Source organism: Acidithrix ferrooxidans (genome assembly GCF_000949295.1).
Lineage (GTDB): Bacteria > Actinomycetota > Acidimicrobiia > Acidimicrobiales > Acidimicrobiaceae > Acidithrix > Acidithrix ferrooxidans.
On sequence record NZ_JXYS01000084.1, the window covers coordinates 1 to 20,360 of the forward strand.

The following is a 20,360-nucleotide window of genomic DNA, read 5'->3' on the forward strand; positions in this document are numbered from 1 at the left end:
ACTCCTTGGACTGACTGGCTATCCACTTCTTTGGCTCCCTTTCCCTCTCTACCAGGCACGACATCAAGAAGGGTTGGACTCGTAACGTCCACGATTGAGGTAGACCACTTCTGGGTCCGATAGCGACCCTCGCGACAAAAACAAGGTCTCATCTAATCCGAGTGCACGAACCTTACCAAAGCGACTTGGATCCTCTACGAGGGGAGTCCCATAGGCAATGACAGCGTCATTGATCGTGTGCCAATCACAATCGAGCTCTCTGGCTACCGATGACACCGATCGACCATCTCTACCAACCACTCGGGTTGCGAATCTAGCTGCCCTATCGGTGAGCTTGAGTCTTGGAGCTGCGATCCTAGTGTCCACGTCACTCCACGACGGGGCGGAACAGTTCCCATCCTTGCACTCCCACCTGCGTTTGTGCCAGATGAGTCTGACGGCACGGCCAAAGCTTTGTAGATCAATCAGCTCTACTAGTGAGCCTCCCTTGGAATAACTCATCCCATTACATACTGGGCATTTTGGTCGTTCGCCTCGACACTCGATATGGACCCGAAGGGGTGTCTTTGAACCTTGGTCACCCAGATCCTCGATGCCAATCAAATTGACATCCATAAGATCGAGCAAGATCTCGGCAATTCGAATAGGATTTTCTTCCACAGGGGCCCTCCAGTGATGAGTTGTTGAACTATCCCATTCTGGCAGAGCCCCTGTGACCCTCCCAAACTCACCCCTGGTGCGTGGCTACACCTGACTAAATTCCCCACTTAAATCCGAAGTCCCAGAATTAGAGACCAAAAGGGCACTCTCAGTTCTGCAAGATATGGCAATAAATCTATCGCAACGAGCCACTGAAGGTATCACCTGTGCTGAAGAGGTATCTGGCGGAGCTGAGAAGCTGGTAGTTGATGCAGCCACTAATACGGCCCTGGTAGATCAACTTGTTGTCCAGACAGACCAAATCGACAAAGTTGTGGGGACTATCAGGGAGATATCTAGCCAAACAAAACTTCTATCTCTAAATGCATCGATAGAGGCCGCTCGAGCTGGCGATCAAGGATTGGGCTTTGCGGTCGTAGCGAATGAAGTTAGAACTTTGGCATCAAAGGTTGATAATGCGACTCATGAAATTCAAACACAGCTAAAGACGATAAGCGAGACTGCATCGCGGCTATCGCTTAGCAACAACGACACCACCGAGATTGTGATCTCATCTCAAGCCTCGACCCAACAAGTCCTATCGGAGTTTCAAGGTGTAGGCGTTGCAGCTAGCGAACTAGAAAATTACGTCCGAGTGACCTCAGAAGCCAACTAAAAAAACATTCCGCGGCACCCCGATCACTAGTTACCTCTCCTTGTGATCGGGGTGCCTTCTCATTGAAGGCTCTAAACACCCAGTGGAACCTTATGACAAAACATTACTGACAAAAGCTCAACAAAACCGACCAAACGAGAGACCTCGTGGCGCTGCAAATCTATAAAGCACCTATGGCTTCAAAAGTAGTTACCATTTCAATGGCGCAACTACCAAAAAATGGACTCATAGATTTTATTGCACGTACACTTAGCACCACGAACCCGCGACTGTCACCATTGGGGTTTTACTTGGGTTAAGGAGCTAGAAGGGTTGTGACTTCTAACGGCCAAGGAACCGCTATTTAGAAGTAGAATCAACCAACTTGGCCCACGACCTAAAGCTTTCGTATCTGGCCACCTTCCTTGGTATCTTCGATCCCATAACCCAATTCCAAAAGGCGATCACGCAATCGATCCGAAGCCGCGAAATCTTTCCTTTGCCTAGCCCCCTCGCGCTCCAGAAAGAGCTCAACCACAGCATCAGGAAGAACAAGCTCACTCCTGGTTACCCCAAGTCCAAAGACCCTAACGACGATCTCTATCGCCTTTGCGATTGCTATGGCCTTTGTCAGGTCACCATTGTCAAAGGAAACATTCATCGAGGTAATTCCCTGGAAGAGAATCGAGATGGCTAGCGGCGTATCCATATCGTTATCCATAGCTTGCCCAAAAGATTCAAGAATCTCCGAATCTGCTTGCACATGCGAAATAGATGCGTCGTAATGGCGATCAAATCGCACTAGCGCATTGTCAATTCGCTCTAAGGCCCGGGCAGCATCGCCAATCAAGGTGGAGTTCACCTCCAAAGGAGAACGATAGTGTGACTGAAGGACCAAAAGACGAAAGGCTCGAGGATCGTCCTCACCAATCAACTCGGGTAAGGTTACAAAATTTGAAAGCGACTTTGACATCTTCTCATCGCCAACCACAATAAACCCGTTGTGAACCCACTTGTCTGCAAAAGAACTACCTAAAGCCAAAGCTTGTGCGCGTTCGTTTTCATGGTGTGGAAAGGCTAGGTCAGCTCCCCCACCATGAATATCAAAGGATGAACCAAGCAGATCCTGTGCCATTACGACACATTCAGTATGCCAACCCGGCCTTCCTCTGCCAAAGGGCGACTCCCAAGCCCACTCGGCATTTGGAGTATTCTTCCACAGTGCAAAGTCGATTGGCGACCGCTTGTTCGGATTGGGCTCCACTCGAGCACCTGAACGCATGGATTCCAAAGATTGATGGGCCAAAAGTCCATAGCTCTCAATACGCGACACCTCAAAGTAAACTCCATCGCCACCTATGTATGCCGCACCTATCTCTATCAACTCAGATATAAAGGTGATCATCTCTTGGATGTAAGCGGTAGCATGCGGAACGTGGGTAGGTCTTAGGACATTTAGGTCATCCAAGACCTTCCACCAAACCTTCTCGTACTCGCCAGCTACCTGAGATGGCTGGCGATTCTCAGAGTCGGCTCGCGCGAGAATCTTATCGTCGACGTCAGTTATGTTGGAAACGTGTATTACGCCGTGGCCTTGATACTCAAGGTAACGGCGTAGAATATCATAAACGAGCACAAAACGACCGTGTCCCAAATGGGGCACATCGTAGACTGTCGGCCCGCAAACATACATCTTAATGATGCCGTCGACGGCCGGTCGTAGCTCTTCAATTTGACCTGTTGCACTATTGTGTAAGTGAATCACAAAGGTATGGTAAAGGCAGCGATGACGTTTTCAGTCCCCGAAAAGCCAACTCTCGATGGCATTGAGGAAAAATGGAGCAAAAATTGGGAAAAAAGCGGAGTTTTCACCTTTAGAGAAGATGATACAACCTCTCCAATCTTCTCGATCGATACTCCGCCACCCACGGTCTCAGGTTCATTACACGCCGGACATGTTCTCTCGTATACCCATACTGACATCATGGCAAGGTTTAAAAGAATGACCGGCCATAACGTCTTCTACCCAATGGGTTGGGATGACAATGGCCTACCCACCGAGAGAAGAGTCCAAAACTACTATGGGATAGCATGTGACCCTTCCATCTCCTATGTCCCGACATTCGTACCGACACCGCCCACTGATGCGAATGCAAAACCTCTCCCAATTTCACGCACAAACTTTGTAAATGCCTGTCAAAAACTCACCCAAGAGGACGAGCAGGCCTTTGAAAAGCTGTGGCGCACTCTCGGGCTTTCGGTAGATTGGTCCAAGACCTACACCACCATCGGCCAACGTGCGCAAAGGGTATCCCAACTCAGCTTTATTCGCCTCTTCAAAGAAGGGGCTCTCTACCATGGAGAATCCCCAACCCTCTGGGACGTTGACTTCCAAAGTGCAGTCTCCCAAGCAGAGCTTGAGGACAAGGAAGAAGATGGGCTCTTTTACTCGATCAACTTCTCGTTGGCTGGAACCAGCGACCAAGTGGAGATACAAACTACACGACCCGAGCTTTTAGCTTCCTGTGTCGCCCTAGTAGCCAATCCTAAGGATCCTAGATACCAGAGCTTGTTTGGAAAATTCGCCATCACCCCACTATTCGAAGTCGAAGTTCCAATTCTGGCGCACCCCCTTGCTGAGATCGATAAGGGATCAGGGATCGCAATGATCTGCACTTTTGGAGATTTGACAGATGTACTCTGGTGGAAAGAGCTGAATCTAGCACTACGGCCGACCATTGACCGCAGGGGTCGCCTAGCCTCGATCGACTTCAGCGACGAACGCTTCCCGAGCAAAAATCCAAACAGTGCCAACGCCTTTTATAGCGAGATTGAAGGAAAGACCACTAAAACAGCGCGAACCACGATAGCCAAAACCCTAGAAGTACATGGGTTCTTTCATGATCAGCCAAAAAAGGTCCGACACAGCGTTAAATACTTTGAGAAAGGTGACAAACCTCTCGAAGTTGTAACCTCATGGCAGTGGTATATACGTACCCTTGCCCATAAAGAGCGATTGCTCGAACTCGGCAAAGAACTACATTGGAATCCGCCGTACATGAAGGTTCGCTATGACAACTGGGTGAATGGCCTAGCCTCGGATTGGAACATCTCTCGGCAGCGCTATTTCGGGATTCCGATCCCGGTATGGTACCCAATTGACGACGAGGGCCAAATTGATCGCCTTTCGCCCATTCTCCCAGAAGAAGATGAACTCCCTATCGATCCATTTCAAGATACACCTTCTGGATACGACCCGGGACAACGTGGGGAAAAAGGTGGCTTTATTGGGGACTATGACGTAATGGATACGTGGGCAACCTCTTCGTTGACCCCACAGATAGCAAGTGGCTGGGAAGAAAATAGCGACCTTTTCAAAAGACTGTTTCCCATGGATCTTCGGCCCCAGGGGCAAGATATCATCCGAACCTGGCTCTTTTATACAATTCTTCGCTCTTATCTCAGCGAAGATCGTCTACCGTGGAAAAATACAGTAATCTCTGGATTTGTTCTCGATCCCGACCGCAAAAAGATGTCGAAATCAAAGGGCAATGTTGTAACACCTATGCCTTTGATCGAAAAGCACGGAGCTGATGCGCTTAGGTACTGGGCTGCAAATGGGCGACCTGGTGTCGATACTGCAGCAGATGAAAATTCAATGAAGATCGGTCGTCGCTTGGCGATAAAGGTTCTCAACGCCTCAAAATTCGCACTCGCTATCGCAGCTAGTGAATTAGACGTTCAAGGAGTTAGCGAAGTTGAGCTATCCCCGATTGACGAAGCAGTTATCAGAGATCTAGAAGGCGTTGTCGCAAATGCGACAAAGTCTCTAGATTCCCTGGACCACACTCGCGGCCTTGAAGCAACCGAGACTTTCTTTTGGTCGTTCTGTGACAATTATTTGGAGCTGATAAAGATACGAGCATATGGCACATCCGAACAAGGGGTTACCTTTACAACTTCGCAGACTCTATCCGCACGAATAACTGCGCTCGCCGTAATCAATACCTCACTTCGCCTTTTGGCGCCTTATCTACCATTTGCAACAGAGGAAGTTTGGTCTTGGTTTGAGTCGGGATCAGTCCATAGCCAAGATTGGCCAAACGATCTCACAATAATGGACACAGCTAAGGCCTACCTAGGGAAGCTGACCTCTCCTGAAGCAACTCTAAAGACCGGCGAAGCCAATCAAATTGAGACCTCGGCGATTTACCAAGTACTATCCAAGGTTAGAAGAGCCAAAAGCGAAGCTAAGACCTCAATGAAATCTCCAGTTTCAAAACTCAAGATAGTTGGAAGCTCTAGCATCATTAGAAATTTCGAATTAGCCAAAAATGACCTCATGGTGGCATTGGTAACGAATCAAATCAACCTTGTCAACAACGAAGACCAGGCAGACCTCGAAGTTGAGATAGAGCTAGCTCCACGCTAGATAAAGTTCTTCCTTCTGTGGATTGATAAAAAACATAGACAAAAAAAACAACATAGACAAAAGGGAGAGGACCGGTTAAGTAGTACCCGTCGTCCATCTCCCTTTTGTAACTTCCTTTTTCACCTGGTCGACTGTTACCTGTTAGATCTCCTATCTGATCCGTTGAACTCATCAACTCCTATCACTCCCATTAAACCCCTGAGCGTATCGACCAGGTATGAAGCAATATAGATGCGAAAATAGCTTGGTGGATAGACTCACCCATTTGAGGCATGTACCGAGGGATACCTATCCATCCACTGAATCGCTTCCTCAAATTGACCACACAGACGAAGGAGCGTTCCTTCTCTTCCATATGCGCCCACCAGTTGAACACCGATCGGCAATCCAGAAGTTGAAGTGGCAAACGGAATCGAAGCTGCTGGATTTCCAGCAACGTTAAACTGCCCAGTAAATTGGATATATTCAAGTACCCGGGATTGGCTGACCCCTGGCTCGCAAAGGTATCCAATCTCTGGCGGAAGCTTCGGCAACGTCGGAGTAATCAAAATATCAAAACCCTCAACCTCCCAGAAACTGGCGATCCGTCGTCTATAGTCACTCAGCCATGCAATGGCATTGAGATATTGTGGCGCCGTCGTAGACATACCCACCTGACAAAAGAGTGCATTGTCCGCTTCCAACTCAGATGGATCGATGGTCCGACCCAAAAGATTCGACCACGCAAGAACGTCGCTTGCCACCCATGAAGCTACCATGGTGACAAAGGTAAACGAATACGCCGGGTCTTCTAGTGCTTTGGGGTAAGCCGAAACCACTTCATGACCGAGCGATTCACAGAGTTTCGCTGCATCCAAAACGCTTTGAACACATTCCAAATCACTGAAGTAACCCTCCATAAGAGGCTGTGTTACAAAGCCTATACGTAACCGACCAGGATCTTTGTTAACCTGATCTGCAAAACTCGATTCATGGACCGGAGCCACATAAGGATCACCTAGCCGGTAACCCGAGATAAGATCGAGAATGGAAGCTGAGTCTCGCACCGACCGGGTGAGAACGTGATCTATGGCCGCACCCGCCCAGGAGTCGGAGGCCTCGGGACCTTGTGAAACACGGCCGCGGCTGGGTTTAAATCCGAAGAGCCCACAAGCACTCGACGGGATTCTAATCGATCCTCCACCGTCATTACCGTGCGCCACGGAAACTATGCCAGCAGCAACCGCCGCCGCAGACCCACCTGAAGAACCGCCGGTGGAGTGATTCAAATTCCAAGGATTGCGACTGGGGCCATATGAGAGTGGCTCAGTCGTAATCGTGGTCCCCATCTCGGGACAGTTGGTCCGACCTATTACGTTAAAGCCTGCATCTAAAAATGACTGGGTGAGATAAGAATTACTCGTTGGGCGAAAGTCAATCACCTTCAAAAATGTCGTACCACCATAGTACGGCTCCCCCGCCATCGGTGCTCCTAGATCTTTCAGTACAATCGGAACACCTCTAAATGGACCGTCCGCCAATTGCCCTTTGGCCTCGGCTCTAGCCTTTTCATACCTTGGATGGATGATGGCATTCAACTTAGGATTCAGTTCCTCTGCCGCCTCGATAGCGGAATCAACGGCCTCAAGAGGAGAGACCTTCTTGAGTCGAATGAGTTCGGCCAAACCACAAGCATCCAACTTTGACAAATCTCGATCGATCACTTCATAGTCCAATCTTTTCTATCCCTAGGAATTAGGTTAACGCTAAAACCATGGCCAAGTATGACATAAACCACTAACTGACAAAAGGCCAAAAACTCTTGGACCCAAAGTCGGATAGAAAATCTGGACCTACGGTAACCACGGTCATTTAAAAGATTAAAGACTCAAATAAAGCGACATTGCCCAGATCAAACTCAATAACAATAAACGCCCATGGTGCCAAATCTGATCATTTATCACAAGCAAAATCCCATCCGCTCGCGCGGCCCTTTTGATAACATTGCAATTAATAATGAAACATACTTATCAAGTTTCGTAAGCAAGAGCCATTTTGGAGTCAGATTCGCGGAGTAGCGGATGTGGAGACGCAAACACACATGTATTGAGAAGTCGCTCTACCAAGGACATTTCAAAGTGCCTTCGGTTGAATCGGTATGCGAATTCCTCGAGGTAAAGTTGCTTATGTTCCTCACGTCCGTGGTATGTTCCGTCGATAAATTTCTTGCAGTTCCCTATCAGGATGTTGAGCCATTTGAATGTTACATGTGCTTGTTCGTCTTTGGATAGAGTGAACCAGTGCGCTAGTCCAAGGTCTTTCAGCACATACCCCGTAACTTGGGTTACCATCACTTATCAGCTTGGTATTAGAATCTCAACGTCTCACAAAAACATCTTTGAATGATTTAGCAGTGGTATCTTTGATTACTTCCATGAAGCAATGAGTAGGAGCACCATTGCTAATCGACACTCCAATTAGGACATTGGTTTGTTTTGTTCCCTTTCCTCTTCTGCCTTCGCCATGGCTCTCACCACCTAAAAAGAACTCATCTACTCAGGCGTTTTCTCCAAGTTTGTATAAACCATTTCGGTCAGCCATTGCTTTTCGTAGCTTATTTAGCATCAACCAGCCAGTCGAATAAGATACTTGAACGAATTTAGCAATGGTAGTAGCCGAAAGACTACGCTTGTCGTTGGACAATAGATAGATAGCGGAGAACCACTTGGATAAAGAGATATGACTTCGATGAAAGATAGTCCCGGAGGTAACGCTAGTTTGACGTCGACAAGATTTACATTGAAAAAGTGGAGCTCGAGATGCTGCATTTCTTGAAATGATTTGCCCTGACTAAGGTAAATTGGTCAGAGTCACACTTTGGGCATCTAAATCCCTCTTTCCACCGCAATTTGATCAAATGATCTTCACATGCTTCCTCTGAAGCGAAGCGTACCATAAAGCCTGAGATATCCACCATGCCTCCTTTATCGAACATCTGTTCTACTAAAGATTAGCTCCAATCTGGTCTCGGTGGAGGCGAAACTTACGAAACTTGATAAGTATGTAATGAAAACCTTCACTCGAAGGATTCGAGGTTGCAAATTTGACTGAGAATCAAGGACGACTGTCGCCTCACAAAAAGATTACAGGCGCTACAATAGCACCTCGGATCGGTAGGCAATGCGTAACTCGCACTACAACACAACATTGAGATGCGAATATAAGAATTGACATTTTTCCTAGAGTTCTAGCAATTTTGAAAATATCAACAAATATCGAGTTGGCAATTGAAACAAAATGACAATTTAGACCTCTGGTTGATGGTGTATTCTTTGAAGGGAGGGCTTGGTGACGAACACTCAGAGTTCAATCTCCTATAGCTCACTAGAACTCTTCGACCTTGCAGATCGAAAATTAAGTTGGTCAGCGTGAACCATAAAGTCATGTAATGATCGGAAGGACAAAAATGGTTAAAACCCCAATCAAACCGCTTGATCTATTCAATATAGATTCGATGCTCTCAGCCGAAGAGATCGCGATACGTGACACCGTCCGAAAATACGTCGAAAAACGAATCAAACCAGAAGTCGCTGATTGGTATGAATCCGGTGAGCTTCCAGTCGCCGAGTTAGCAAAAGAACTCGGCGAACTCGGCGTTCTCGGGATGCATCTCGACGGATGGGGTTGCGCTGGAACTAGCGCGGTTTCATACGGTCTTTCCTGCACTGAATTAGAGGCAGGCGATTCGGGCCTTAGATCGTTAGTCAGCGTTCAAGGCTCGCTCGCCATGAAAGCCATACACGCCTTTGGATCGACCGAACAAAAGGATCAATGGCTTCCGGGCATGGCTGCCGGCGATATCATCGGTTGCTTTGGTCTGACCGAAGCCGACTTTGGATCAAACCCATCTGGAATGCGAACTAATGCCAAAAGAGACGGCGGAGATTGGATCCTCAATGGATCGAAGATGTGGATCACCAATGGATCGGTTGCTAAAGTTGCTGTCGTATGGGCACGCACGGATGATGGCGTGCGAGGATTTGTAGTCCCAACAGACACACCTGGATTTAGCGCAAATCTTATCCACAAAAAACTCTCATTAAGGGCTTCCGTCACCTCTGAATTGGTATTCGACAATCTGCGCCTTCCAGCAAGCGCGGTATTGCCGGAGGTATCCAGTCTGAGAGGCCCCCTAACGTGTTTGAATGAAGCCCGCTTTGGAATCCTCTTTGGTGCATTAGGAGCGGCTCGCGACTGCCTAGAGAGTGCCATAACCTACGGTTTAGAGCGAGATCAATTCGACAAACCGATAGCAGGCTTCCAACTCACACAGAAGAAGTATGCCGACATGACACTAGAACTCGGCAAAGGAATGCTCCTTGCCATCCATGTCGGTAGATTAAAAGATCAGGGACTTGCCACTAGCGAACAAGTTAGCCTAGGAAAGCTAAACAATGCTCGGGAAGCTCTTGCTATCGCACGAGATTGCCGCAGCATACTTGGTGCAAACGGGATTACCTTAGAGTATCCAGTTATGCGCCACTTATGCAATCTCGAATCGGTCTTTACCTATGAAGGTACCAACGAAATGCATACTCTAGTTGTGGGTGAAGCCCTAACTGGACTAGGTGCATTTAGGTAAAATGCAACACTACGGAGATAGCCGCAAACCCTAGGGGACAATAGAGTTGGCACCTAGGGGTATAGAATATTAATCAAGTTTACGGGGCAAGAATCAGAGGAACACGAGGCCGGCTTATCCCAAGGATCGGTTCACCACAGCCACCTAAAAGGGTCAAGTCGGCCTCAATTACCTCCGTGGAGGCTATATCTGTCCTACTATAGCCATATCCTGCCTTAATACCGCGAAATGGTAAAGCTAAAGCGGAAATCGAAACCCGTGCACCTACACATCGAGAACCTCGCCGAACGGGAAATAGGGCTAAGAACCACCTTCAAAATGGCCAAAAGAAACGATTTGTGTTCCTGTGGAAGTGGCAAGAAGTTCAAGGGGTGCTGCGCCTCTAGGAGAATTAACTAGCCAAGAACTAGTGAATACTGCGATCAACGACAGCTAACGAACCAAGGTCCATAGCGGACAAAGAAAATCGTCTCGTTATCCGAATCGCAATCAACGACTTCGCCCTCATGCTTCGCAAGAGTTTGAATGAAAACCTGCGTTCAAAGTTAAAAGCCGCTCATAAGATGCAAATTCCAGAACAAAAACAGCACGGGCTATCGCAAACTTCGCCCAATCCTATCCGGTCCCCAATTGTTCGCCTTTCAAAGCTTCAATCATTTCACCGAGGTCGATCTATTCGTTAATGTCTATCGACTCCAAAATAGAATCCGTAACAGCGACAGTTCAATGACATTCAAATCTCGAAATAGCGCAATTTAAAGGCGTCATCTCTTAGACCATTCAATATTGAATACTTCCTCCAAGTCGCAAAGTAATCTCCCTTGAAGCCACAAGAAGGGGCTCAAGTATCTTATCAAGCAACTTCTTGCGAGTATATTCTGCAGTGGGAACCGCTACATTGATCGCAGCAACTATACCCTTTCCGCTCTGACGTATCGGCGCTGCAATAGAAGACAATCCCGGAATTGCCGACTCTTGCTGGAGAAGGTAGCCATCGCTTCGAGCCGATGAAAGCTGCTCAAGAAGCTCGTCCATCGTTCTAACAGCGTTGGGTCCCCAACGACCAGCAAAAGAGGTCTGCGAGATGGTTCTATGAAGTTCATCCTCTGACATGCCGGCCAAAATAACTTTGCCAATTGAACTAAAGACCGCAGGCACCGTCGAACCAACCCGAATGGCATCCGAAAGAACCCCGTCACGCCGTGGTATCCGCGCAACAAAGAGCACCTGATCACTATATAACACCCCGAGATTGACCGTTTCAGCAGTCCTAGCGTGTAAATCTCGCATGTTGGGATCGGAAGTCTGCACAAGGTCCATACCCTGCACCGCTGCGAAACCGAGCGCCAGGACACTAGTCCCTGGCCGGACCTGACCATCTATCGTTCGTTCAAGGTAACCCTCTTCTTCTAGGGTCGCAACAAGCCGAAATGTGGTGGGCATGGGAATCCCGCTTAATTCCACTAGTTCCTTGACACGAAGGGTCGGTGTCTCCGCAGTAAAAAACGAAAGGAGTCGCAACCCCTTAGCAAGGGCTTCAACGCGATAGGAGCGTGGCTGTGACTTGGAGCCATCAACTTTAGAATCATCGATCTTATATTTGTCATTTTCTTCTGGTATCGTCGAGTGCTCCATTACTGCGCTTTACTGCTTGGGGAATCAGAAATCGATTCCTAGAATACGATTACGATTCTCGAGTTTGCCATCATAATCAAATTGATATTGAACCAATAAGATCCACCATATCTATTTCGTTCGAATAAATGCTACCTCATCCCTTAGAAATTAATTTTTAGCCTCCGGCTTAACTCAAACCTACCCTTAAAGCATCTAGTTCACAGATTGCCATCTATCTTTGGTCAATCCAAAAGGACCGATCACAAGATGGGGGTCACAGTCATACTCTGAAAATTCGAAGTTGAAGCGCGAGAGTCTGATAATAACCAATCAGACTCGAAAGTTCAAAGATTGCCCTCTCACCGAGGTCAATTAGGCATTGCTCAAAGTCATCATCGTCCAAATCGCCTTCGCCCACGAGTAAAGCACCGATTCTAAAGGCTGTAGCCTCCGCCTGTGTCTCAGCCGCAGGAAGGCCACCTGAAAAGATCGCGGCAATATCTTCCGAGGTGAGACCAACATCAACAGCAATGGGCTCATGCGAACGGCGCTCAAAGTCACAGTCCCACCTGGCTGCCACCATCAAAATTGCTGCCTCACGAACTCTATCTGAGAGGCTAGTAGAGTAACGAATCGCTGAGCCAACCTGCGAAAGGGCAGCTCCTACCTTAGGTGCCAATAGCATCGCATTAAAGGGCCCCTCTAGTGCTCCATCTATATCTAAAAGAGGAAAACGCTGAATCCCCTTGGATCGCACCCCAAATGCTATCTCGTCGTAAAGTGCTTGCTGATCTGGATCTAAAACCTCTCGCGTAAATTTAGCAATACGACTACCGCCTCGTTGGCTCATCCAGCTCCCTCCCTAGCTTCGGTGGGTTCCACAAAGTCTGACACGATCTCACCTAAATCACCTATCGTGCTCGAAAGCCTATCTCCTGCCTTTAGATACCTAGGTGGGTCCATGCGGTTTCCCACCCCTGATGGTGTACCTGTGAAAATCAAGTCACCGGCTCTTAATTCACAGACGCTCGAAAGACGGCCGATCAACTCTGATACCGACCAAATCATCTCCGAACTTCTTGCCCGCTGAACTAGTACTTGGTTCAATCGACCTTCGAGAATGAGATCATCGCGATTTAGTAGCTTTGACGCTAAGGTAATAGATGGCCCCACTGGACCGAAATGTTCAAATGACTTTCCCAAACTCCACTGTGGAGAAGAACCACTGAGTTGCACATCTCTAGCCGATAGATCTTGGCCAACCATCAACCCCGCGACATAAGACCAGGCGTCCTCCTCTTTGATCCGCCGTCCATTGCGTGCCATCACAACCACAAGTTCTATCTCCCAATCGAGACGAGGAGTGACCACTTGCACTTTGGTATATGGTCCAGCTATGGAGCTAGGGAACTTCGTAAAGACTTGCGGAAGACCACTTCGGTCGTAACCCGCCTCATTAGCATGACTTCGATAATTTAGGCCAATAGCAAAGATCTGGCCAGGACGTGGCGTGGGCGTTCCCAGAAGGGAGATTTCCGGCGAGCCATCTTTCTGAGGTTGAGCTTGATCCATCCATTCTTCAAAGTCCCGCCAAACCTCAAACAAGTTCTGAGGATCGGAGCTAAAGCGACCCTTGCTCAACGTTGCTACATCGCTGTAGCCCTGATCAAAAAGCAAAGTTGCTCTACCTGAAAGATTTGCTAATCTGACATGTCGACCCATCTCCAACTATGCCCCAATCATCGAATAGCCGCCATCGCACATAATAAAGTTGCCCGTCATGTGACTCGCGTCGTCGGTGGCGAGCCATAAAGCTGCCGCAGCCAGCTCCTCAGGCAGTGGAACTCTACCCATAGGGGTCTGAGATAGCACCCTCTCACGCCGCCCGTTATTCCAATCTTCCCTAGTAATGGTCGATTCAGTCTCCATAAATCCCGGTCCAAATGCATTTACACGCACCGTTGGTGCAAAGGCAGCCGCATAAGACTTTGTAAGACCGATGATGCCATACTTTCCGGCAGCATATTGAGGCGCCCGAGGGCTTCCACGGACCACCACAGTTGAAGCGATATTGACGATAGAGCCTCGACCTCGCTCTAGCATTCTTTGCCCATTTTCCGAAATCATCAGTAACGTGCCTTTAATGTCAACCGCCAACACCCGATCTACGACGTCTTCGGTAATATCTCTCCAAGACATCTGATCAGTCGCAATGTCACCAACATTGTTGACTAGGACATCCAAGCCACCGGTCCGCTCCCAAACTTCGGCACACATCTCCTTAGTCTGATTCCAATTTCGGAGATCTGACTGAATCAGAAACGCTTTTCTTCCATATTTCTCTACCGCCTCTAGTGTCCTCTTTGCGCCTGCGCCAGAGGAGTTAAAGTGAATAACTACATTTGCACCCTCGGCGGCTGCTCGCTGAGCTAACGTTGCTCCAAAGCCCGTTCCAGCCCCTGTCACCATCACCCACTTTTTACTAAAACGAGGGTAGATCGCTTGTGGGAAGCTGAGACTTTGCGCCCGTTGATCAATATTCATCAAAACTCCTTGTAAATCTCCAGTTCACTAAAATCTCTCCACCCGGGACGCTGGAGTGGAAACTCTAGTGAAAATAATGCCGCGTCTAGTCGCAAAAGACGACTACTCATACCAGTGTCCTTCCACCATCCACATAAAGTACGTGACCCGTAATAAACGACGAGTGTGGCGACGCTAAAAAGAGTGCTGGTCCAGTTAGCTCCTGAGTCGTCCCCAACCTTCCAACTGGAACCATCTTTTGGAGCTTGGCCCTATTACCATCTCGCTCAAGATAATCCATGGTAAGATCCGTCTCTGTGTAACCGGGTGCAATCGCATTTACAGTCACCCCAAATGGAGCCCATTCCCGCGCCATTACCCTCATCATCTGGTTTATCGCCCCTTTGCTTGCTGCATAGGGAGCATGGTCGGGGTGTGCTAGAAGTCCCGAAACCGATGAAAGAATGATGATTCTCCCGAAACCTCGCTCCACCATCGACCTACCAACAGACTGTGCAAGCCAAAAAGCGCTATCTAAATTGATCCTTAGGACTTTGGTCCAATCATCCTCGCTAACATCCAAAACCGGCTTTCTTTGGTTAATTCCTACGCAATGAATGAATATATCGATCTCGCCCAAAACTTCAGTGGCCTGTTTGACTGCCATTCGAGCACTAGTAGCCACCGATAAATCAGCGACGATCGCCTTACAGGGACCATGGATCTCCTTCGTCGTCGCCTCCAGTCTGGCTTGGTCTTGATCCACTAAAACAATCCTTGCACCGCCACCTATGAACGCCTTAGCACAGGCCGACCCAATACCTCCGGCCCCAGCAATCAATACTCCTCGACCATCCAGTCCAAGCCAAGATGACGAAGTCTCTGGCTCGATTTCACCGTTCATAGAGGATCCTCTTTCGTTCTGAGTTTCATATAGTAAAAGTGACTTTCATTATTACACGTTCGATCGAAGTTGTCAACTAAAGTCGGGATGATTAAGAATTAAAATTTTCCCGACGAGCAAATCGGAGAATTAGCCAGAGGCTTGATTTGTAAGCATTGATAAACACCGAGCGCTCCGAGCGCAAAGGCCATAGTTCCAAATACCAATAGTTGCTAGGAAAACTACTTGACAGCCAAAAGTATGACTGGTATTGTTTGAATAAGTAAAAGTGACTTTCACTGTATAAAACTATCAAGGAGGGGCGGAATGAAACTAGTTACATTTGATTCCGGGAGAGTCGGTAAGTTAGATGGGGAGACCGTTGTAGAGTTGGACTGTTCATCCATGCGTGAATATTTCGAACGCGACAGCGCCGTTCGAGAGACCGGAGAAAGACTCCCACTTTCGAGCGTGCGCCTCCGCGCACCAATCGTACCAAAAAAATTCTTTCACACCGCCGGAAACTTCATAGAGCATCATCAGGACCTAGAGCGTGTTAACTGGTCCCATCCTGTCAATAAAGGAATCGTCTTCTTCCAGAATGTAGACGCAATTATTGGTCCCGACGAGCCAGTGGTCTACCCAAGTCAACTGACAAACGAACTCGATTACGAACTAGAGATGGTGATGGTCATTGGCAAGGGTGGCAAGTTCTTCTCAGCCGAACAGGCCCTAGACCACATTGCCGGTTACATGATCTTCAACGACATCACAGCAAGAGATATTCAACGGCGCGAAATGAAATCTGGCGTCTTTTCATTCTCAAAGGCAATCGATACTTTTTGCCCGATTGGTCCATGGATCGTCACCCCAGACGAGGTAGGCGATCCTCACGACCTTGATATGGAGCTTCGAGTCAACGGTCAAGTTAGACAAAAGTCAAACACTTCTCATATGTCGGTCTCAATCGCTCAGTTGGTCGCATACCACTCACCACAGATCTATAGTCCGGGGGATCTAATCTCTACTGGAACAATCGCCGGTGTGGCCGCTAGTACCGACGATCCCTTCTCAAACTATCTACAACCCGGCGATATAGTCGAAGCGGAGATCGAAAAACTCGGAGTTCTTCGATCTCCGATCATCTCGTGGATGCAAAAATATGGCCAAGAACCGCCACCAGCGGATATATGGATGTAGCCCACCACCCGAGCGCCTCAAAAACGCACCGTATTTTTATATTTTATTGAACCATCGAATAACCAGCATCGCTTGGTCCAATAAAAGAATTCACCGCTACTTCGTACTACCTAATGTATAGCTGTCAAAACAATCAATGGGGGATCTAGAAAGTGAAAATATTCAAAAACATCAACCGCCGCTCTATAACAGCTGCTTCCTCGCTCGCAACCTTTGGCCTAATTGCGGCTGCTTGTGGAAGTTCAACGTCATCTACAAATACCACAAGCTCATCCGCGGAGACAAGCACAACCATTGCACCGGCAACCATTAATGTGGGAGTCCTCCCTATAGCAGACGTGGCACCCCTATATATCGGAATCAAGGAAGGATTCTTTGCCAAACAAAAACTAACTGTGGTCCCTCATGCTTTACAAGGCGGAGCCGCTGTAGCCTCAGCCGTAGTAGGTGGATCACTGCAATTTGGATACGGCGCTACGGCGAATCTAATTCTCGCAAACGCACACGGAATAGCGTTAAGGTTCGTGGCTGCCGGAGACTTCGCTGCTTCCAACTCCACCAATGCATGGTCTGGCATCTTGGTAAATGCAAATAGTGGCATTACTTCAATAGCCGGTCTGGCGAGCAAAACAATAGCGTCAAATGCTCTACAGGGTGAAAATGAACTAGCCCTAGATAGCGTCCTCCTCAAAAATGGTGTAAATCCATCCTCAGTACATGTCGTAGTCCTGTCATTTCCGACAATGGTATCAGCGCTGGCCGCTGGGCAAGTCCAAGCGGTAACCGAGGTAGAGCCCTTCGTGGCATCGATAGCCGCCCATGGAGGAAAACTACTTTCACCGCTATTCGAAGGCGAGCAACCGGGGATGCTCGTCTCGGGTTACTTCACAAGTGCGGCAGAGATATCTTCAAATCCAGGAGTAGTAAAGCGATTCGTAACCGCGATAAACCAGTCGCTCAACTATGCGGCCGAGAACCCAAGCGCCGCTCGCGCTATAATTCCAACCTATTCGAGCATCCCAAGCACGGTTGCCAATAATATGAAGCTGCCGGTTTGGAGTTCGACCATCACTTCAAGCAGCGTTCAAGGGCAAGAGCAACTGATGAAAAAGCTTGGTTGGATTACATCGAACGTCTCCAATAGCCAACTGGTCTGGTCGGGAGCAAACAAATGACGCTGAATAGGGATTGGACTTGGAGGACAGTGTGAATCAAGTGCGGTTTGCGCCTGATCAAAGCGAAAGGCCTCTTGAGCTTACTCGAGCGCGCCTTACGCCTCGTCAGCGTCGCACAGTTCGTCAAATTGGCGGCATCTTGGTCGCGCTGGCGCTTTGGGAGTTATCAAGTGCAACTGGAGCCGTAAATAGTAACGCGCTAGTTACACCACTGGCAACTTTTGGTGGCATTATATCTCATATGACAGCCCTTGCCACAGCATTGGTTGCAACACTAGAAGCTTGGGCTCTAGGTATATCAGTTGCCGTAGTTGCCGGGATCCTAATAGGCACTTTGGTTGGACGTTCGCAAATCGCCGATGCCGCCACGGAGACGATCGTGAGAATGATGCGACCGCTGCCCTCACTCGCGCTCATTCCAATCGCAATTCTAATTGCAGGACTCGGAGTTAGAATGACCGCAGGATTGGTCTCCTTCGCGGCTTTTTGGCCCGTATTCATAAACACGAGAGTGGGTGTTCGTCAGGTAGATAACACCGTCCTCGAAACAGCGGCGGTATTAGGACTAAAAAAACTCAACCTCCTCTATCGAGTGGTTCTGCCATCAGCTAGCCCGATGATCGCAAGTGGTATCCAAGTAGCAATCAGCCTCGCCTTAGTGGTCACGGTGTCAGTCGAACTCGTCGGAGGAACCGGAGGGCTGGGCGAGTTCATTCTCCTAGCTCAACAAGGTAATGAACCCTCGGTGATGTTTGGGGGAATCATCATGGGAGGTCTACTCGGTTGGGGAATTAGCAGACTCTTCGCCTGGATAATCGATCGATTTATCCCCTGGAGAACTCAAGGAATTAGAACCAACGCATGATATCTAGAAAGCAAAACCAAACAAGACAGAGAAAACTCTCTCGTCTAGCGGTGGGATGGCTCGGTTTGGTCATTGTGGCTGCCCTCTGGCAGTTGCTGGCCGTGACCCTTCACACCAGCGTGTTTCCAACCTTTATTGCATCATTGGTCGCTGCTTGGAAAGTTGTAACTAGTTCAGCCCTGAGGGTGGACATAATTCCTTCGCTAGAACGTACCGCGGTCGGCTTTCTAATCAGTGTAATCATAGGCATAACAGCAGGAATGATCATAGGCCATTATGAGGTGGTCAGAGACTGGACCTCTGCAGTAGTGGATTTTATGCGGTCTCTACCCACTCCTCTTTTGGTGCCTATCGCAATTGTAATCTTCGGGATCAACGGTCGGATGGTAGTGGCTACTATCGTCTCTGCGGCTATTTGGCCGATCTTGATCAATACGGCCAATGGGACTTCAACGATAGAACCCACCATGATCGATACAGCCACGACTTACGGACTCCGAGGTAGAACTCTATTTTGGAGGGTTGTTCTTCCCGCGGCTAGCCCACAAATATTCGCCGGCCTTCGTATAGCCCTAAGCGTCTCACTTGCCGTAATGGTCGTTGCCGAAATGCTAGGAGGTGGATCCGGAATCGGTTATTTCATTGCCAACGCGCAACAGTCTTTCAACATCAAAGGATCCTACGGTGGAGTGATCGTACTGGGGTGCCTCGGGTGGATCTTCGACACACTATTTTTATCATTTGAACGCCGATTACTGTCATGGCAAAGAGGCACCTTAGGAGGCTCGTTCGATGTCTAATTCAATTTTAAGTATTCGAAACCTTCGAGTATCGATTCAAAGTCGCGATGGATCCTTGAACGAGATTACCCGCGATGTAAGTCTAGAACTAGCTCCACACGAGTTTGTGAGTATCGTTGGGCCATCCGGCAGCGGCAAAACTACACTTTTACGTGCGGCATCTGGTCTACGCCCGCCAAATGGCGGCACGGTGGTATTTAATCAAATGCCAGTTACCGAGGTTCCCAAAGGCCTCGCGATCGTCTTTCAAGAGTACAACAAAAGTCTATTTCCGTGGCTTAGCATTTTTAAAAATGTGGCAATGGGAGCCCGTGATTGTTCGAGTCATGAGCGGTCGGAGCGAGTCACAAAAGCCCTAGCGCAAGTGGGATTGAGTGGCTTTGAAACTCGCTATCCATGGGAACTATCTGGCGGCATGCAACAAAGGGCGGCACTAGCTCGTGCTATGGTTTCAGATCCACAGATATTAATGATGGACGAGCCCTTTGCCTCGGTGGATGCGTTGACCCGAAACCACTTAGAGGATGTGGTTCAAAAGCTATGGGATAGTTCGACCTTCTCAGCCCTCATGGTCACCCACGATGTCGGAGAGGCGGTTTACTTGAGCGATCGAGTATTGGTGCTTTCAGCAAGACCGTCAACCGTTTTGGCTGAGATCAAAATAGATCTAGAACGTCCTCGCTCACATTTCGAGACAAAACAGAGCAAACGCTTCGTAGAACTGGCTGCCGAAGTCCTCGAAAAAGTGGAAGAAGCTGGGCGTCAAAGCGTCCAGGGCAAAGAGCTAATCTGAAGTGAGATTCCTTAGGAGAACTCATAACAACGTACTTCACCGAGGGAATCAATCATGCCTGTCATAAGGGTCGTTCAAATATCTTTATCAAATTTATAACACCGCAGATTCTATCATTTCTTTAACACGGATCGCTTCGACCATATTTATCGCACCT

17 protein-coding genes and 1 pseudogene are annotated in these 20,360 nt (G+C 48.4%); 9 read left to right on the top strand and 9 right to left on the bottom strand.

Annotated elements, in window-relative coordinates:
* Nucleotides 1-63: 63 nt before the first annotated feature.
* Nucleotides 64-660 (bottom strand): transposase family protein, encoded by a 597-nt coding sequence (locus tag AXFE_RS13190; protein ID WP_052606430.1) that lies wholly within the window; start codon nucleotides 658-660, stop codon nucleotides 64-66.
* A 163-nt stretch (nucleotides 661-823) separates the two neighbouring features.
* Between AXFE_RS13190 and AXFE_RS13195 the strand changes: the two genes are divergently transcribed.
* On the top strand, nucleotides 824-1,315 hold the full coding sequence (locus AXFE_RS13195; RefSeq protein ID WP_052606431.1) for a methyl-accepting chemotaxis protein: 492 nt from the start codon (nucleotides 824-826) through the stop codon (nucleotides 1,313-1,315).
* A 376-nt stretch (nucleotides 1,316-1,691) separates the two neighbouring features.
* On the opposite strand, the gene cysS is transcribed toward AXFE_RS13195, so the two are convergent.
* On the bottom strand, nucleotides 1,692-3,059 hold the full coding sequence (gene cysS, locus AXFE_RS13200) for a cysteine--tRNA ligase (protein WP_082058748.1): 1,368 nt from the start codon (nucleotides 3,057-3,059) through the stop codon (nucleotides 1,692-1,694).
* A gap of 6 nt (nucleotides 3,060-3,065) precedes the next feature.
* On the opposite strand from cysS, the gene valS reads away from it, so the two are divergent.
* Complete coding sequence (valS, locus tag AXFE_RS13205) at nucleotides 3,066-5,726, top strand: valine--tRNA ligase (protein WP_407071688.1); 2,661 nt, start codon at nucleotides 3,066-3,068, stop codon at nucleotides 5,724-5,726.
* A 257-nt stretch (nucleotides 5,727-5,983) separates the two neighbouring features.
* Here valS and AXFE_RS13210 read toward each other — a convergent pair whose 3' ends face one another.
* Together AXFE_RS13210 and AXFE_RS19445 are read right to left on the bottom strand one after the other, a co-directional pair.
* Nucleotides 5,984-7,441 (bottom strand): amidase, encoded by a 1,458-nt coding sequence (locus tag AXFE_RS13210; RefSeq protein ID WP_052606433.1) that lies wholly within the window; start codon nucleotides 7,439-7,441, stop codon nucleotides 5,984-5,986.
* A gap of 294 nt (nucleotides 7,442-7,735) precedes the next feature.
* Nucleotides 7,736-8,679: pseudogene (locus AXFE_RS19445) on the bottom strand (IS1595 family transposase).
* A 492-nt stretch (nucleotides 8,680-9,171) separates the two neighbouring features.
* Here AXFE_RS19445 and AXFE_RS13225 point away from each other — a divergent pair.
* Both AXFE_RS13225 and AXFE_RS21550 read left to right on the top strand, forming a co-directional pair.
* Nucleotides 9,172-10,347, top strand: coding sequence for an acyl-CoA dehydrogenase family protein (locus AXFE_RS13225; protein WP_052606435.1), 1,176 nt, complete (start codon nucleotides 9,172-9,174; stop codon nucleotides 10,345-10,347).
* A 318-nt stretch (nucleotides 10,348-10,665) separates the two neighbouring features.
* Nucleotides 10,666-10,746 (top strand): SEC-C metal-binding domain-containing protein, encoded by an 81-nt coding sequence (locus tag AXFE_RS21550; protein ID WP_407071689.1) that lies wholly within the window; start codon nucleotides 10,666-10,668, stop codon nucleotides 10,744-10,746.
* A gap of 381 nt (nucleotides 10,747-11,127) precedes the next feature.
* Here AXFE_RS21550 and AXFE_RS13230 read toward each other — a convergent pair whose 3' ends face one another.
* The 5 genes from AXFE_RS13230 to AXFE_RS13250 all read right to left on the bottom strand — a co-directional run bounded on the left by AXFE_RS13230 (nucleotide 11,128) and on the right by AXFE_RS13250 (nucleotide 15,391).
* Nucleotides 11,128-11,982, bottom strand: coding sequence for an IclR family transcriptional regulator (locus tag AXFE_RS13230; protein WP_052606436.1), 855 nt, complete (start codon nucleotides 11,980-11,982; stop codon nucleotides 11,128-11,130).
* 262 nt (nucleotides 11,983-12,244) lie between these two features.
* Nucleotides 12,245-12,814 (bottom strand): carboxymuconolactone decarboxylase family protein, encoded by a 570-nt coding sequence (locus AXFE_RS13235; protein ID WP_052606437.1) that lies wholly within the window; start codon nucleotides 12,812-12,814, stop codon nucleotides 12,245-12,247.
* Nucleotides 12,811-13,641, bottom strand: coding sequence for a fumarylacetoacetate hydrolase family protein (locus tag AXFE_RS13240; protein ID WP_200891285.1), 831 nt, complete (start codon nucleotides 13,639-13,641; stop codon nucleotides 12,811-12,813). The genes AXFE_RS13235 and AXFE_RS13240 overlap by 4 nt, the downstream gene beginning before the upstream one ends.
* Before the next feature lie 51 nt (nucleotides 13,642-13,692).
* Complete coding sequence (locus AXFE_RS13245; RefSeq protein WP_052606438.1) at nucleotides 13,693-14,508, bottom strand: SDR family NAD(P)-dependent oxidoreductase; 816 nt, start codon at nucleotides 14,506-14,508, stop codon at nucleotides 13,693-13,695.
* 106 nt (nucleotides 14,509-14,614) lie between these two features.
* On the bottom strand, nucleotides 14,615-15,391 hold the full coding sequence (locus AXFE_RS13250) for an SDR family NAD(P)-dependent oxidoreductase (RefSeq protein ID WP_052606439.1): 777 nt from the start codon (nucleotides 15,389-15,391) through the stop codon (nucleotides 14,615-14,617).
* A 306-nt stretch (nucleotides 15,392-15,697) separates the two neighbouring features.
* On the opposite strand from AXFE_RS13250, the gene AXFE_RS13255 reads away from it, so the two are divergent.
* The 5 genes from AXFE_RS13255 to AXFE_RS13275 all read left to right on the top strand — a co-directional run bounded on the left by AXFE_RS13255 (nucleotide 15,698) and on the right by AXFE_RS13275 (nucleotide 20,203).
* Complete coding sequence (locus AXFE_RS13255) at nucleotides 15,698-16,570, top strand: fumarylacetoacetate hydrolase family protein (RefSeq protein WP_052606440.1); 873 nt, start codon at nucleotides 15,698-15,700, stop codon at nucleotides 16,568-16,570.
* Nucleotides 16,571-16,722: 152 nt separating this feature from the next.
* A complete protein-coding gene (locus AXFE_RS13260; protein ID WP_052606441.1) occupies nucleotides 16,723-17,745 on the top strand; it encodes an ABC transporter substrate-binding protein in 1,023 nt (340 codons plus the stop codon).
* Nucleotides 17,746-17,776: 31 nt separating this feature from the next.
* Complete coding sequence (locus AXFE_RS13265; RefSeq protein WP_052606442.1) at nucleotides 17,777-18,610, top strand: ABC transporter permease; 834 nt, start codon at nucleotides 17,777-17,779, stop codon at nucleotides 18,608-18,610.
* The gene (locus AXFE_RS13270; protein ID WP_052606443.1) at nucleotides 18,607-19,410 is read left to right on the top strand and encodes an ABC transporter permease; all 804 of its coding nucleotides are present in this window, start codon (nucleotides 18,607-18,609) and stop codon (nucleotides 19,408-19,410) included. Before AXFE_RS13265 ends, AXFE_RS13270 begins: the two co-directional genes overlap by 4 nt.
* Entirely contained in the window at nucleotides 19,403-20,203 is an 801-nt protein-coding gene (locus AXFE_RS13275) for an ABC transporter ATP-binding protein (protein WP_200891286.1), read from the top strand. The genes AXFE_RS13270 and AXFE_RS13275 overlap by 8 nt, the downstream gene beginning before the upstream one ends.
* Nucleotides 20,204-20,360: the final 157 nt, after the last annotated feature.

Bases quoted from the DNA above. Each gene is read 5' to 3' on its own strand.
- AXFE_RS13195 (WP_052606431.1), top strand. From the start codon at position 824: ATGGCAATAAATCTATCGCAACGAGCCACTGAAGGTATCACCTGTGCT.
- valS (WP_407071688.1), top strand. From the start codon at position 3,066: ATGGTAAAGGCAGCGATGACGTTTTCAGTCCCCGAAAAGCCAACTCTC.
- AXFE_RS13225 (WP_052606435.1), top strand. From the start codon at position 9,172: ATGGTTAAAACCCCAATCAAACCGCTTGATCTATTCAATATAGATTCG.
- AXFE_RS21550 (WP_407071689.1), top strand. From the start codon at position 10,666: ATGGCCAAAAGAAACGATTTGTGTTCCTGTGGAAGTGGCAAGAAGTTC.
- AXFE_RS13230 (WP_052606436.1), bottom strand. From the start codon at position 11,982: ATGGAGCACTCGACGATACCAGAAGAAAATGACAAATATAAGATCGAT.
- AXFE_RS13235 (WP_052606437.1), bottom strand. From the start codon at position 12,814: ATGAGCCAACGAGGCGGTAGTCGTATTGCTAAATTTACGCGAGAGGTT.
- AXFE_RS13245 (WP_052606438.1), bottom strand. From the start codon at position 14,508: ATGAATATTGATCAACGGGCGCAAAGTCTCAGCTTCCCACAAGCGATC.
- AXFE_RS13250 (WP_052606439.1), bottom strand. From the start codon at position 15,391: ATGAACGGTGAAATCGAGCCAGAGACTTCGTCATCTTGGCTTGGACTG.
- AXFE_RS13255 (WP_052606440.1), top strand. From the start codon at position 15,698: ATGAAACTAGTTACATTTGATTCCGGGAGAGTCGGTAAGTTAGATGGG.
- AXFE_RS13270 (WP_052606443.1), top strand. From the start codon at position 18,607: ATGATATCTAGAAAGCAAAACCAAACAAGACAGAGAAAACTCTCTCGT.
- AXFE_RS13275 (WP_200891286.1), top strand. From the start codon at position 19,403: ATGTCTAATTCAATTTTAAGTATTCGAAACCTTCGAGTATCGATTCAA.